This window comes from Rhodococcus sp. PSBB066 (assembly GCF_017068255.1).
GTDB lineage: Bacteria > Actinomycetota > Actinomycetes > Mycobacteriales > Mycobacteriaceae > Rhodococcus > Rhodococcus aetherivorans.
In genome coordinates, this window is record NZ_CP070859.1 from 5,841,848 (window position 1) to 5,855,173 (window position 13,326).

Here is a 13,326-nt window from a genome sequence, read left to right on the forward strand (position 1 = left end):
TCAGACCGCGGGCAACGAGTTTTTCCCCAGGCGAACGACGAGGTCGGCCGCGGTGTCGCCGGGCAGTTGGTGCGTGACGACGACGACGGTGCGCTCGGGCGCGACGAATCCGGCGTCCCGGTCCAGCAGCAGCCGCTGCAACTGCGCACCGTCGACGGCGTCGAGATGCTCGGTCGGCTCGTCGAGCAGCAGCACCCGTGCGGGGGACACGAGGGCCCGCGCGAGCAGCAACCGGCGCCGCTGGCCCCCGGAGACAGCCCGCGCACCGCCGGCCAGGGTGCTGTGCAGTCCGTCGGGAAGCCCGGCCACCCACTCCCCCAGCCCGACGTCGCCGAGCACGTCCAGCGCCTCGGCCTCGGTGAGGTCTCCGCGGGCCACCCGCAGGTTCTCCAGCACGGACGTCTCGAACAGGTGGGCGTCCTCGGCGAAGAATCCGGCCTTCTGCCGCAGGGCAGCCGGTTCGAGCTCGGCGAGCGGCACGCCGCCGAGGGTGACCGTCCCGGCGACGGGCTCGAGCAACCCCGCGAGGGTCATCAGTGTGCTGGTCTTGCCGCTGCCGCTGCTCCCGACGAGGGCGACGCGCGCGCCGGGTGGCAGGTCGAGCGTGAGGGGCCCGGCGTCCCGTCCGCCGGGCCAGCCGCTGCGCAGATCGACGGCACGCAGGTGGCACGGTTCCGCGACGGGCCGGGTGCCGTGCGGCACCGGCCGGTCGGCGCGGTCGAGCAGGTCGACGACGCGGCGCGCCGCGATCCGGGCGCGGGTGAGGGTGACGGCCGCGCCGGGCAGCGCCGCGCCGGCTTCGAACGCGGACAGGGGCAGCAACACGAGGATCCCGAGGGACATCCGGCTCATCCCGCCCTCGGCGAAGACCGCGATGCCGACGAGCAGCGACCCCAGGACGCTCGCCCCGACCGCGAGGGGGGTGGCGGCCTCCGCGTACGCGGCGGGGACGGCCGCGCGGTCGGTGGCCCGCACCGCGTCCACGCCCGCGCGGTGCGCCCGGCCGACGGCCTGCGGGAGCAGGCCCGCGACCCGCAGCTCGGCGGCGTGGTCGAGCGCGGTGACCGCGTCGCGGGAGAACCGGACGCGGGCGGCGGCGCTGTCGGCCTCGGCGCGGGCCGCGGCGCGGGCGGACAGCCACGGGGCCGCGACGCCGGTGACGAGCAGCGCGACGGCGAGGACCGCCGCCGCGGCCGGGGAGATCAGGGCGAGCCAGCCGACGGCGGCGAGGGCGAGGACCGCGGCGACGGCGATGGGCACCAGCGCCCGGACCACCACGTCCCCGAGGGCGTCGACGTCGGCGCCGGTGCGGGCGAGCAGGTCCCCGCGGCGCAGGCCGGCGGAGGCGACCGGGTCGCCGTCGGCGAGGCGCCGGTAGAGCCGGGTGCGAGCGGCGGTGGTGCCGCGCAGCGCGGTGTCGTGGCCGGCGAGCCGCTCGAGATAGCGGAACAGGCCGCGGGAGATGCCCAGGGCCCGCACCGCGACGACGGCGACCGTCAGGTCCAGCACCGGCGGCATCTGCCACGCACGGATGATCAGCCAGGCCGACAGGCCCGCCAGCGCCAGGGCGCTGCCCAGGGTGGCGACGCCGGCGGCGACGGCGGCGGCGACCCGGCCGGGGCGCAGTTCGAGCAGCGCCATCGCGCGACGCAGATCGTTCATCACCGCTCCCCCGTGCCGGAGGTCGCGTCGCTGTGGGAGCAGACCCGGACGACGGTGTCGGCGATCGCCAGGATGCTCGGGCGGTGCGCGACGATCACCACGGTGCGTCCGCGACGGGCCAGGTCCCGCACCGTCGCCAGGACCGTGGTTTCCGTCGCGTCGTCGAGGTGGGCGGTCGGCTCGTCCAGCAGCAGCACGGGCCGGTCCGCGGCGAGGGTGCGGACGAGGGCGAGCCGTTGCCGCTGCCCGAGCGACAGCCCGCTGCCGCCGGCGCCGACGACGGTGTCCCAGCCGTCCGGGAGCTCCTCGAGCACCTCGTCGAATCCCGTTGCCGCACAGATGTCGTCGATCCCGGCGGTGGTGAGGTCCACGCCGGTGAGGCGCAGGTTGTCGGCCAGCGTACCGGGGAGCAGCACGGGCCGCTGGGGCAGCCACGCCACCTGCCCCCACCACGCGTCGTCGGCCACCACGGGACGGCCACCGACCTCGACGCGGCCCTCCACCGGCGCGGCGAGGCCGAGGACGGCGAGCAGCGCCGTCGACTTGCCCGAGCCGTTCGCTCCGGTCAGCACGGTCACGGCGCCCGGCCGGCACACGGCGTCGAGCCGGAACGGGGCGTAGCCGTCGCGGCTCGCGACGCTGAGGCCGGTCAACGTCAGTTCGGCTGCGGTGGCATCGAATTCGGCGCTCTCCGACACCTCGGTGGTCGCGGGGGCACGGTCGAGGATCGTGAAGGCGCGCTCGGCGGCGGCCTTGCCGTCCTCGGCAGCGTGGAACTTCGCGCCCACCGTGCGCAGCGGCAGATACGCCTCGGGGGCGAGGATCAGCGCGACGATGCCCGCCTCGAGGGCCATGTCGCCGTAGACGAGGCGCAGGCCGATGCTCACCGCGATCAGCGCGACGGACAGGGTGGCGAGCCATTCGAGCACGGTGCCGGACAGGAAGGCCACGCGCAGCGCCGACATGGTCGTGCGGCGGTGGTCGTCGCCGAGTTCGCGCACCTTCTGCGCCGGCCCCTGCTCGCGGCCGAGCGCGCGCAGCGTGGGCAGACCGGCGATCAGGTCGAGCAGCTGGGCCGACAGCGTCGTCATGGTGCGCAGCGTGCGGTCGGCCTTGCCCTTGGTCAGCAGCCCGATGAGGATCATGAACGCCGGGATGAGCGGCAGCGTCACGACGACGATGATCGCCGAGGTGAGGTCCTGGAAGGCGATGACCACCACGGTGATCGGGGTGAGCGTGACGGCGAGCAGCAGGGCCGGCACGTACCCGGTGAGGTACTCGGAGAGCCCGCCGAGCCCGCGGGTGAGGACGGTGGCGATCTCGTCGCGGCGTGGTTCGAGTTCGCGCGGCGGCAACCGGGTCGCCGCCGCGAGCACCTCGTGCTCGAGTTCGGCGACGACCCGGCTCGCCGAGCGGTGCGCGAACCGGGACTGCACCCACGTGACGAGGGTCCGGACGGTGACGGCCGCGGCCAGCGTCAGCAGTTCGGTCCGCCATGCGCCGAGGTCGGTGGAGCCGGTGGTGAGCACCCCGGCGAGGACCGCACCGATCGCGAGTGCGGACACGACGATCATCGCGACGTTGATCGAGGCCGTGACGACGGCGAGCGCCAGATAGCCGCGGGCGGTGGCGGAGTAACGCCACAACCGTGGGTCGATCGGCCCGCGACGCCGCGGCGCGTCCGACGCTCCGGGGGCGGAGCCGAACGGACGCACCGGGGCGTCGGCGGGCGCGGTCATTTCGTCCCGAGCGACAGGCCGATGGACTTCGGGATGTGCTTGGTGGAGATGCGCTGGCGGAACACCCAGTACGTCCACCCCTGGTAGATCAGGACCACCGGGGTGACGATCACCGCGGCCCACGTCATGACCTTCAGCGTGTACGGGCTCGACGACGCGTTCTCGATCGTCAGCGACAGGGTGTCGCCGAGCGTGGACGGCATGACGTTCGGGAACAGCGAGCCGAACAACAGGACGACGGTGCCGACGATCGCGACGGTGGTGAACACGAACGCCCAGCCCTCGCGCTCCGCGCGGGTGAGGGCGACGACGGCGAGCAGCGCGGCCGCCGCGGCGCCGACGACGAGCCACGTCCAGGTCTTGCCGTAGGCGAGTTGCGTCCACACCACGAAGACACCGGCCACGACGACCGCCGGAACGGCGAGCCGGGCGGCGAGTTTCACGGCGTCCTCGCGCACCTCGTCGGCGGACTTCAGGGCGATGAAGACCGCGCCGTGCAGCGCGAACACCAGTGCGGTGGTCGCGCCGCCGAGCAGCGCGTACGGGTTCAGCAGGTCGAAGAAGCCACCGATGTACTGCTTGTTCTCGTCGATGGCGACGCCGCGGACGATGTTCGCGAACGCCACGCCCCACAGCACGGCCGGCACCCAGGAGCCGAAGACGATGCCCCAGTCGCAGCGCCGCCGCCAGGTGGGGTCGTCGATCTTGCCGCGGTACTCGATCGCCACGACCCGGACGATGAGGCCGAGCAGGATCAGCAGCAGCGGCAGGTAGAACCCGGAGAACAGGGTCGCGTACCACTCGGGGAACGCGGCGAACATCGCGCCGCCCGCGGTGAGCAGCCACACCTCGTTGCCGTCCCACACCGGTCCGATGGTGTTGAGCAACACCCGGCGGCGGGTGTCGGCCGTCTCGGTGCGGCCCCGGCCGAGCACCGGCATCAGCATGCCGACACCGAAGTCGAAACCCTCGAGCACGAAGTACCCGGTGAACAGCACCGCGATCAGGACGAACCAGACCTCTTGAAGTCCCATGACCGATCTCCTAGTACGCGAAGGACAGCTGCTTGGGCCGGCCGGTGTCGTCGGGTTCGTCGTCGTGCTCACCCGGCGGGTGGGCGTCGTGCGGCAACGGGCCCTCGATGGTGTAGCGGCGGATCAGCCAGAACCACACGACGCCGAGCGCGCCGTAGACGACGGTGAAGGCCACCAGCGAGGCGATCACGGCGCCGGACGAGCTGTTCGACACGCCCTGGTCGACGGTGAGCCGGATCATGTCCACGCCCGTCGGGTTGGGGTGCACGACCCACGGCTGGCGTCCCATCTCCGTGAAGATCCAGCCGGCGCTGTTGGCCAGGAACGGCGTGGGGATGGCGAGGATGCTCAACCAGCCGAACCACTTCTGGTCGGGGACGCGGCCGCGGCGGGTGACCCACAGCCCGGCCAGGGCCAGCGCGGCCGAGCCGGCGGCCAGGCCGATCATGGCGCGGAACGACCAGTAGGTGACGAACAGGTTGGGCCGGTAGTTGCCGGGGCCGAACTGCTCCTCGTACTGGTCCTGCAGGTCTTCGACGCCCTGCAGGGTGACGCCGGTGAACTCGCCCTGCGCGAGGTACGGCAGCACGAACGGCACCTCGAGGACGTGGATGACACCGTCGCAGTTGTTGTGCGTGCCGATCGTCAGGACCGAGAACTTGGGGTCCGTCTCGGTGTGGCACAACGACTCCGCCGACGCCATCTTCATCGGCTGCTGTTCGAACATGAGCTTCGCCTGGATGTCGCCACTGACGAAGAGCGCGACACCGGAGACGATCATGACCAGCATGCCGAGGCGGGCGGCGGGGCGGAACATCCCGCGGGCCTCACCCTCGAGCCGGTCGGCCTCGACCGGCTCGGCCTGCGCGGCGCGCCGCATGTTGCGCACCATCCACCAGCCGGCGATGCCCGCGACGAAGGTGCCGGCGGTGAGGAACGCCCCGGCGACGGTGTGGGGGAACGCCGCGAGCGCGGTGTTGTTGGTCAGCAGTTCCCAGATGCTCGTCAGCTCCGCACGCCCGGTCTCGGGGTTGTACGTCGCACCGACGGGGTGCTGCATGAACGAGTTGGCAGAGATGATGAAGTACGCGGAGGCGTTCACGCCGATCGCGACCAGCCAGATCGTCGCCAGGTGGAGCAGTTTCGGCAGCCGGCCCCATCCGAAGATCCACAGGCCCAGGAAGGTCGACTCGAGGAAGAACGCCACCAGGCCCTCGAGCGCCAGCGGGGCGCCGAAGACGTCCCCGACGAAGCGGGAGTATTCGCTCCAGTTCATGCCGAACTGGAACTCCTGGACGATGCCGGTGGCCACGCCGAGAGCGAAGTTGATGAGGAAGAGCTTGCCGAAGAACTTCGTCAGGCGGTACCAGTGGTCCTTCTTCGTGACCACCCACATGGTCTGCATGATCGCGATGAGCGGGGCGAGACCGATGGTCAGCGGGACGAGGATGAAGTGATAGACGGTGGTGATGCCGAACTGCCACCGGGACAGGTCCAACACATCCATGGCTACTCCGAGGTGACGCCCAGGGACAGGTTCCGAATCCGGGGCGCGGGCTCGGGGCCTCGGACTCTGTGCACAAGGGACCATCCGCCGCACGCGCCGGAGACCTTGTTACTACTAACAGTAGTAGAAGTGGACAGAAGCGTCGACGGTGTCGACCGACACATGCTTCCGATCGCGCGAGCGGCACGCCCCCGGCCGGGCCGCGGCGGCGCTCACTCGACCGCGGCGTCCACCAACGCCTCTACCTCACCGACCAGGGCACGGCGGGACAGGGCGTGCCCGTCGAGGGTGTGCACCCGCGCCGCCAGAGCGACGCTCGAGACGAGCCAAACACCTTCCGCCACAACAAGATCCGCAGGACGGACCGGCTCGTACCGCACCACGAAATTGTGGTCGCCCGCGACGTCGAACAGCGCCTGCTGCGTGGTGCCGGGCAGGATCCCCTGCTCCGGCGGCGGAGTGATGAGCGTGCGGCCGCGCGCAATGAGGACCGACGAACGTGGCCCCTCCAACACGTACCCCTCGCTGCTGATGTAGATCACATCGTCGGCGCCGAGCGACTCGGCGTGCCGCAGCGCCGCCATGTTCGTCGCGTAGGACAGGGTCTTGGCCCCGAGCAGCTGCCACGGCGCCTTCGACGCGAGATCCACCGAGTATCCGCGCTCGAGCGTCACCACGGACACCCCGTCCTTGCGGGCCTTGTACACCCGTTCGGCCACCGGCGTCAGCAACAGGAACGCGGTCGGTTCACTCCCGCCCTCCCGGCCGCGGGTGTACACCAGGCGCAACGCCCCCTCCCGCTCCGCGTCCCACTGCTCGATCGCGACCTCGATCGCCAGCCGCCAGTCGTCGCGCTCGGGGGCCGGCAGTCCCGCCGCCGCGGCGGACGACACGAGCCGGCTCAGGTGCTGTTCGACGGTGCGTGCCCGCCCGCCACGCACGAGGAGCGTCTCGAACACCCCGTCGCCGCGCAGCACCCCGATGTCGTCCGCGTGCAGCAGCGGCACATCCGCGTCCCGAACCTCGCCGTCCAGCGTCACCAGCACCCGCTCAGCCATGCGCACACCCTATCCATTCCTCCCGGTACAGACCCGCGCTCCTAGACTGGTGTCGTGGCCGACACTCCCTCCGTGACCGACAGCCCACTCCTTGCCCGCCCCGGCGCCGTCCCTGCGCCGGCCGGCACCCCCGACGCGGGACTGCCGTGGCACTACGGCGACCCGTTCGGTGAACAGCGCGCCGCCCTCACCGGCGTGGCCGTCGTCGACCGCTCGACCCGGTTCGTCGTCGCCGTTCCCGGCGAGGAGCGCCTGAGCTGGCTGCACACCATCTCGAGCCAGCACGTCGCGCAGCTGCGCGACGGCACCTCGGCGGAGAACCTCAGCCTCGATGCGCAGGGCCGCGTCGAGCACCACTTCGTGCAGACCGATCTCGACGGCGTCACCTGGATCGACACCGAGCCGCAGCGTGGACCGGACCTGCTCGCGTTCCTCACCAAGATGGTGTTCTGGTCCAAGGCCGAGCCGCGGGACGGCAACGAACTGGCCGTGCTCACCCTGCTCGGTCCGCACGCCGGCGATGCCGCCGTCCTGGCCGCGCTGGGCATCGACGCCCTGCCCGCCGACGTCTACGCCGCGGCCGCGCTGCCCGGGGGCGGGCTCGTCCGGCGCATGCCCTGGCCCACCGACGACGCCTGGGACCTTCTCGTACCCCGGGAACGGCTCGCCGACGTGTTCACCGCCCTCGTCGACGCCGGTGCCCGCCCGGCGGGCACCTGGGCGTTCGAGGCGCTGCGGGTCGTCTCGCTGCGCCCGCGCATCGGCCTCGACACCGACGAGCGCACCATCCCGCACGAGGCCCGCTGGATCGGCGGCCCGGCCGAGCGCGGCGCCGTCCATCTCGACAAGGGCTGCTACCGGGGGCAGGAGACCGTCGCGCGGGTGCACAACCTCGGCAAGCCGCCCCGGCACCTCGTCCTGCTGCACCTCGACGGTTCCGCCGAGGGCCGGCCCGAACCCGGCGACCCGGTGACCGCCGACGGTCGCGCCGTCGGCCGGGTGGGCACCGTCGTCGACCACTTCGAGCTCGGTCCCGTCGCGCTGGCCCTCGTCAAGCGGAACGTTCCCGTCGGTACGGCGCTCGTCGCCGGACCCTGCGCCGCGGCGATCGATCCGGACTCGGTGCCCGACGACGCCGCCGTGCAGGCCGGCCGGCTCGCCGTGGAACGGCTCCGCGGGCGGTGAGCCACCCGTACGTCCCGACCGGCCGGGTCGAGGCGGTCTGCGTGGTGCACGCCGTCCGCCACAGCGGCACCCGCCGCGTTCCGTACACCGCCATCGACAAGCGGCCCGTGCCCGGGCCCGTGCCGGTCCGGCAGCTCGGCCTGCACGGCGACCGGCAGTGCGACACCGCCCACCACGGCGGCCGCCACAAGGCCGTCTACGCGTACGCCGAGGACGAGGTGCGCCGCTGGGCCGACGAGCTCGGCCGCGAACTGCCCGCGGGTTGGTTCGGCGAGAACCTGCGCGTGAGCGGGATCGCCACGTCGGATGCCGTGATCGGCGAGCGCTGGCGGATCGGCTCCGCCGGCCTGCTCCTCGAGGTCACCGGACCGCGCACCCCGTGCGGCACGTTCGGGGTGTGGGCGCAGGAACCGGGCTGGGTGAAGCGGTTCGCGGCCCGCGGCGACACCGGCGCGTACCTGAAGGTGATCGTCGAGGGCCCGGTCGAGGCGGGCGACGGGATCACCGTCGTGCACGTGCCCGAGCACGGGGTGACCGTGCGGGAGCTGTTCACCGGCCGGGACCCGGCGCGGATCGCGGTGATGCTCGAACGGCAGGCCGACTTGTCCCCTAGTGTCGCCGACAAGGCTCGCAGACGAGTCGCCGGACGAGAGGTGCAGGTGGAGTATTGAGCGTCGAACTCGTGGAAGTGGTGCGGTCCGGATTCCGCGAATGCGTGCACCGCGGCTCGCTCGTCGTGGTCGGGCCGGACGGTGAGGTGCGGATCGCCCTCGGAGAGATCCACACGCCCGTCTACCCGCGTTCGTCGAACAAGCCGCTGCAGGCGGTGGCCCTGCTGCGCCACGGATTCGTGCCCAGCTCGACGGAGGAACTGGCCATCGCGACGGCCTCCCACGAGGGCGAGGAGGATCACGTCCGGCTCGTGCACGCGCTGCTCGCCGGGCACGGGTTCACCGAGGACGACCTGCAGTGCCCGCCGGACCTGCCGGGCAACGAACCGGCCCGCGCGACGATCGTCGCGGCCGGCCGCCCACGGCGGACGGTGTACATGAACTGCTCCGGCAAGCACGCGGCGATGCTCGCGACGTGCGCCGCGAACGGCTGGCCCGTCCGCGCCGAGCAGGACGAGCCGGGCTACCTCGACTCCGCCCATCCGCTGCAGCAGGCCGTGCTCGAGACGATCCTCGAGCTCGCCGGGGACGTGGAGGACACCGATCTCGGAATCGACGGGTGCGGACTGCCGATCGTGCCGCTACCGCTGTTCAACCTCGCCCGCGCCTATTCGCGGCTGGCGACGGCCGCGCCCGGGACGCCGGAACGGGCCGTCGCCGACGCGATCCGGCGTCATCCGCGCCTCGTCTCGGGCAGCGGCAAGGACGACGCCCGGCTGATGCCCGCGGTGCCGGGGCTGCTGTGCAAGGCCGGCGCGGACGGCGTGCACGCGGGCGCCCTGCCGGACGGCACCGCGTTCGCCCTCAAGATCGACGACGGCCACGAGCGGGCCCGGCTCCCCCTCACGGCCGCCCTGCTGCACCACCTCGGCGTGACATGGTCCGAGGACCACGCGGAGCTCGCCTCGCAGCCGGTGCTCGGCGGCGGCATCCGGGTCGGCACGGTGCGGGCGATCCCCGGGGTGCTCTGAGCGCCACCGGCACCGCATTTGCCCAGGTCGCCTGTGGGTGAGACCAATCGGACACTGCCGCAACCAGGTGTGTGGAGGCGGAACCGACTTTTGCACGCTAGAGTGGTGGCCAGGAAAATACTCAATTAACCGGGGCCGCCAAATTCCCCAGGCCGCCCCGTCAAGGCGCGAGGGGGTTAGCCATGGGCCGCGGCCGGGCTAAGGCAAAGCAGACCAAGGTTGCACGGGAGCTCAAGTACAGCTCACCGGCCACCGACTTCGAGAGCCTCCAGCGGGAATTGTCTGGCGGTACACCCAACTCGCACCGGGACGAGGTCTTCGCGGACCAGCGTTCCGGCCCGGACGGTCGTTCCGCCTGGGACGACGACTACGACGACGACTGGCGTCGCTGACCCGAGCCTCACGCACGGGAGGGGGGAGTCGGACCACCGACTCCCCCCTCCCGCTGGGCACCCCTCCCCTCCGCCCGGATCCCGCACAGCTCTGCGGACCCGGTCGGGCGGTGAGGCGATCCCGAAAACTTCTTCATCACCACGACGCGCAGCGCCCGGGCCGTCCTGAACGGCCCGGGCGCTGCGTGTTTCGGGTATGGAGAGGTTCCGGGGTGGGGCGTTCCCGGATGCCGGACTCGGGCCGGCGCCGGGTCAGAACCGCGGGTGGTCGCCCACCAGCACGGCCCGCACGTCGTCCTGGTCCTGCGACTTGCGCACGGTGCCCAGGGTCCAGCAGTCGATGTGCCGCGCGGTGAGCACCGCGAGGGCCCGGTCGACGTCCTCGGGCGCGACGATCGCGACCATGCCGACGCCCATGTTGAAGGTCTTCTCCATCTCGGCCCGCTCGACGCGGCCGCGCTGGGCGATGAGCCCGAACACCGGAGCCGGGCTCCACGTGGTGCGGTCGAGTTCGGCGACGAGTCCCTTCGGCATCACGCGGGCCAGGTTCCCCGCGAGTCCCCCGCCGGTGACGTGGCAGAAGGTACGGACCTCGGTCTCGGCGGCCAGCGCGAGGCAGTCCTTCGCGTAGATCCGGGTCGGCTCGAGCAGTTCCTCGCCGAGGGTGCGGCTGAACTCGTCGACGTGTGCCGTCAGGCTCATCTTGCCGATGTCGAGAAGGACCTTGCGCGCCAGCGAGTATCCGTTGGAGTGCAGGCCCGACGAGCCCATGGCGATGACCACGTCGCCCGGGCGCACCCGGTCGGGTCCGAGCAGCCTGTCGGCCTCGACGACGCCGACACCGGTGGCGGACAGGTCGTAGTCCCCGTCGGCCATCACGCCGGGGTGCTCGGCGGTCTCGCCGCCGAGCAGCGCGCAACCGGCCTGGACGCAGCCGGCCGCGATGCCGCCGACGATCTCGGCCACCCGCTCGGGCACCACGCGACCGACCGCGATGTAGTCCTGCAGGAAGAGCGGTTCGGCGCCGCAGACCACGAGGTCGTCGACGACCATCGCGACGAGGTCGAGACCGACCGTGTCGTGCTTGTCGAGGGCCTGCGCGACGGCGAGCTTGGTGCCGACGCCGTCGGTGGACGCCGCGAGCAGCGGTTCCTTGTAGTCACCCTTGAGCGCGAACAGACCCGCGAATCCGCCGAGGCCGCCGAGCACCTCCGGGCGGGTCGCCTTCTTCGCGTGCGGTGCGAACAGTTCGACGGCTCGATCGCCGGCCTCGATGTCCACGCCCGCCGCTGCGTAGGAAGCTCCGGGGGTTGTGTCCTCGGTCATGGGTTGTCGGCTCCAGCCTCGAGTTGTGGTGAACAGGTGTGTCGGCATCGCTGCCGGGCGCGCGCACGCACGCCGAAGCCCGCCGATCGCGCACCTCAAGGTACCTGACCGGGTCGGACCGCCGACGCGCGACGACGCGAAACCGTGGCCGCCGCCATCGCGGCGGCGGGTGGGTCTAGGGGCGGCTCAACGCGTCCGCGTTGTCGTTGTCGAGCACCGGCGCGGTGCCCGCGGCCCCGCCGAGCATGCCTTCGAGCACGTTCTTTCCGACGGCGTGCTCCTTCGGCAGCGCGATCGGGTAGTGCCCGTCGAAGCACGCGGCGCACAGGCGCGATGCGGGCTGCTCGGTGGCGCCGATCATCCCGTCGATCGAGATGTACCCGAGGGAGTCCGCACCGATCGAACGGCGCACCATCTCCACCATCTCGTCGAAGTCGTGCCCGGTCAGCTCGGAGGCGTCGCGGGTGCCGCCGCCGTTGGCGATCAGCTCGGCCGGGGACGCGAAGTCGATGCCGTAGAAGCAGGGCCACTTCACCGGCGGCGACGCGATCCGCACGTGGATCTCGAGCGCACCGGCCTCGCGGAGCATGCGGATCAGGGCGCGCTGAGTGTTGCCACGCACGATCGAGTCGTCGACGACGACGAGCCGCTTTCCGCGGATCACCTCGCGCAGCGGATTGAGCTTGAGCCGGATGCCGAGCTGCCGGATGGTCTGGCTCGGCTGGATGAAGGTGCGGCCCACGTAGGCGTTCTTCATCAGGCCCTGACCGTAGGGGATGCCGGAGCCCTGGGCGTAGCCGACGGCGGCCGGGGTGCCCGACTCGGGGACCGGGATGACCAAGTCCGCGTCGACCGGGTGTTCCTTGGCCAGGCGCCGGCCGATCTCGACGCGGGTCGCGTGCACCGAGCGGCCCGCGATCGTCGAGTCCGGACGCGCGAGGTAGACGTACTCGAACACGCAGCCCTTGGGCTCGGGGTTCGCGAAGCGGGTCGAGCGGACGCCGTCGGCGTCGATGGCGAGCAGCTCGCCGGGCTCGATGTCGCGCACGAAGGACGCACCGACGATGTCGAGCGCGGCGGTCTCGCTGGCCACCACCCAGCCACGGTCCAGGCGACCCAGGCACAACGGCCGGATTCCCCACGGATCGCGGGCGGCGTAGAGCGTGTGCTCGTCCATGAAGGTGAGGCAGAAGGCACCACGCAGGGTCGGCAGCAGCTCGAGGGCCGCCTGCTCGACGGTGCTGTCGGCGGCGGCGTGCGCGAGCAGCGCGCCGACGATGTCCGAGTCGGTGGTCGCCGTGACCGCCCGCCGGTCCTCGCCGAGGCCCAGCTCGCGGGCGCGCTGGGCGAGTTCGGCGGTGTTGACCAGGTTGCCGTTGTGGCCGAGCGCGACGCCGGTGCCGGCCGCGGTGGTGCGGAAGATCGGCTGGGCGTTCTCCCAGGTGGTCGACCCGGTGGTCGAGTAGCGGCAGTGCCCGATCGCGATGTGACCGGACATGGCGGCGAGCGTCTGCTCGTCGAAGACCTGGCTCACCAGCCCGAGATCCTTGAAGACGAGAACCTGCGAGCCGTCGGCGACGGCGATGCCGGCCGCCTCCTGGCCGCGGTGCTGCAGCGCATAGAGGCCGTAGTACGTGAGCTTGGACACATCCTCGCCCGGAGCCCACACTCCGAAGACTCCGCACTCCTCGCGAGGTTCGTTCTCAGGTTCCTCGGCTGCGAGGAGATTACGTGTGTGGACCGACAGATCGGCACTGGTCACCGGGGTGCTCCCTGGGGGC

At 72.0% G+C, this 13,326-nt stretch carries 11 protein-coding genes; 4 read left to right on the forward strand and 7 right to left on the reverse strand.

Features of this window, described 5'->3' with window-relative positions:
• The 5 genes from cydC to JYA75_RS26685 form a co-directional block, all read right to left on the reverse strand.
• Complete coding sequence (cydC, locus tag JYA75_RS26665) at nt 1-1,662, reverse strand: thiol reductant ABC exporter subunit CydC (RefSeq protein WP_203329531.1); 1,662 nt, start codon at nt 1,660-1,662, stop codon at nt 1-3.
• Nucleotides 1,662-3,401: a thiol reductant ABC exporter subunit CydD gene (gene cydD, locus JYA75_RS26670; protein ID WP_203329532.1), complete on the reverse strand. Its 1,740-nt coding sequence runs from the start codon at nt 3,399-3,401 to the stop codon at nt 1,662-1,664. The genes cydC and cydD overlap by 1 nt, the downstream gene beginning before the upstream one ends.
• The gene (gene cydB / locus JYA75_RS26675; RefSeq protein WP_006930194.1) at nt 3,398-4,435 is read right to left on the reverse strand and encodes a cytochrome d ubiquinol oxidase subunit II; all 1,038 of its coding nucleotides are present in this window, start codon (nt 4,433-4,435) and stop codon (nt 3,398-3,400) included. Before cydB ends, cydD begins: the two co-directional genes overlap by 4 nt.
• 10 nt (nt 4,436-4,445) lie before the next feature.
• Nucleotides 4,446-5,942, reverse strand: a complete 1,497-nt coding sequence (locus tag JYA75_RS26680; protein WP_161995140.1) for a cytochrome ubiquinol oxidase subunit I — start codon at nt 5,940-5,942, stop codon at nt 4,446-4,448.
• A 212-nt stretch (nt 5,943-6,154) separates the two neighbouring features.
• Nucleotides 6,155-7,000 carry an aminodeoxychorismate lyase gene (locus JYA75_RS26685; RefSeq protein ID WP_029541472.1) on the reverse strand — a complete coding sequence of 282 codons (846 nt, stop codon included), beginning with the start codon at nt 6,998-7,000 and terminating at the stop codon, nt 6,155-6,157.
• A gap of 54 nt (nt 7,001-7,054) precedes the next feature.
• Between JYA75_RS26685 and JYA75_RS26690 the strand changes: the two genes are divergently transcribed.
• From JYA75_RS26690 to JYA75_RS26705, 4 genes are all read left to right on the forward strand, one after another.
• Nucleotides 7,055-8,185 (forward strand): folate-binding protein YgfZ, encoded by a 1,131-nt coding sequence (locus JYA75_RS26690; protein WP_043801598.1) that lies wholly within the window; start codon nt 7,055-7,057, stop codon nt 8,183-8,185.
• Nucleotides 8,182-8,856, forward strand: a complete 675-nt coding sequence (locus JYA75_RS26695) for an MOSC domain-containing protein (protein ID WP_006930202.1) — start codon at nt 8,182-8,184, stop codon at nt 8,854-8,856. Before JYA75_RS26690 ends, JYA75_RS26695 begins: the two co-directional genes overlap by 4 nt.
• Nucleotides 8,853-9,827: an asparaginase gene (locus JYA75_RS26700; protein ID WP_043801593.1), complete on the forward strand. Its 975-nt coding sequence runs from the start codon at nt 8,853-8,855 to the stop codon at nt 9,825-9,827. Before JYA75_RS26695 ends, JYA75_RS26700 begins: the two co-directional genes overlap by 4 nt.
• Nucleotides 9,828-10,009: 182 nt before the next feature.
• Nucleotides 10,010-10,219: a DUF3073 domain-containing protein gene (locus JYA75_RS26705; RefSeq protein WP_006930206.1), complete on the forward strand. Its 210-nt coding sequence runs from the start codon at nt 10,010-10,012 to the stop codon at nt 10,217-10,219.
• Between the two features lie 252 nt (nt 10,220-10,471).
• Here the strand turns inward: JYA75_RS26705 and purM are convergent, their stop codons facing one another.
• Together purM and purF are read right to left on the reverse strand one after the other, a co-directional pair.
• Nucleotides 10,472-11,545: a phosphoribosylformylglycinamidine cyclo-ligase gene (purM, locus tag JYA75_RS26710; RefSeq protein WP_006930215.1), complete on the reverse strand. Its 1,074-nt coding sequence runs from the start codon at nt 11,543-11,545 to the stop codon at nt 10,472-10,474.
• A 175-nt stretch (nt 11,546-11,720) separates the two neighbouring features.
• Nucleotides 11,721-13,307: an amidophosphoribosyltransferase gene (gene purF, locus JYA75_RS26715; protein ID WP_006930220.1), complete on the reverse strand. Its 1,587-nt coding sequence runs from the start codon at nt 13,305-13,307 to the stop codon at nt 11,721-11,723.
• Nucleotides 13,308-13,326: the final 19 nt, after the last annotated feature.